Origin of the sequence: Caballeronia sp. LZ003, from assembly GCF_031451465.1 — a bacterium.
Classification (GTDB): domain Bacteria; phylum Pseudomonadota; class Gammaproteobacteria; order Burkholderiales; family Burkholderiaceae; genus Caballeronia.
This window is the reverse complement of record NZ_JARUXJ010000100.1, coordinates 1-766: the sequence shown is the minus strand read 5'-3', so window position 1 is coordinate 766 and position 766 is coordinate 1. Positions and strand designations below refer to the sequence as shown.

The window sequence follows — 766 nt, the reverse complement described above, 5'->3', positions numbered from 1 at the left end:
CCATCAGTCCGGCGGTCGAGTCGTTGCTTATGCGCTTTCGTGATCCGGCGGTGGCGTGATGCTCAGAGCTGGCTCACTCAATCGGACGGTGCGCATCGAGCGGCGTGCGCCCCGCGATCCTAACCACGAAGGCCTGCGCTGGGAGACCGTGATGACGGTTCCCGCGAACATCCGCATGCTCTCAGGCAAAGAGGTAATGGCGGCCAACGCGAACGTCTCGATGGGCACGGCGAGCATCCGCATTCGATACCGTACGGATGTAAAGGCAGGAATGCGCGTCGTCCATGGTGACGCAGCGTTTCACATCACCGCCGTGTTGCCCGATTATGCGAGACGCGAGCATGTCGATCTCACCTGCGAGACGGATGATATTCATTAGCCGTCAGACTGATATCGCACAAGGGTACCCGGGATCGAGGACCCCTTGTCAACGAGAACGGGACTGTCTCACCCGTTGTCCCTACGGGGTAGCCAAATGAAAAAGCATCGTGACCTGACGCAACACGATCGCCACGCGGTGGACGATCTCATCAATCGCTGGGTGGAATGGTGCCGCACGCGCCGCATCTTCGTGCCGCCGGTGAAGTCGAATGTGCTTGCTCGGCTTCGGCCGTCACGGCGCACGCGCACCGATGAACCGGACGCGTTTCTGGACGCCGAGATGCCCTACCTGAACATGGCGATTCACGCGCTTTGCGAACGACCCGATTTCGCGGGTGACGCGGAGTGCTTCCTTGGCGTGTACTGGTATCGCGCCAACATCAAA

At 60.4% G+C, this 766-nt stretch carries 1 protein-coding gene and 1 pseudogene; both read left to right on the top strand.

Going from position 1 to position 766, the window contains the following annotated elements:
* Positions 1 to 58: 58 nt before the first annotated feature.
* Positions 59 to 379, top strand: a complete 321-nt coding sequence (locus QCE79_RS33205) for a phage head closure protein (protein ID WP_309851720.1) — start codon at positions 59 to 61, stop codon at positions 377 to 379.
* 96 nt (positions 380 to 475) lie between these two features.
* Positions 476 to 766, top strand: a pseudogene (locus tag QCE79_RS33200) (hypothetical protein); the annotation flags it as partial.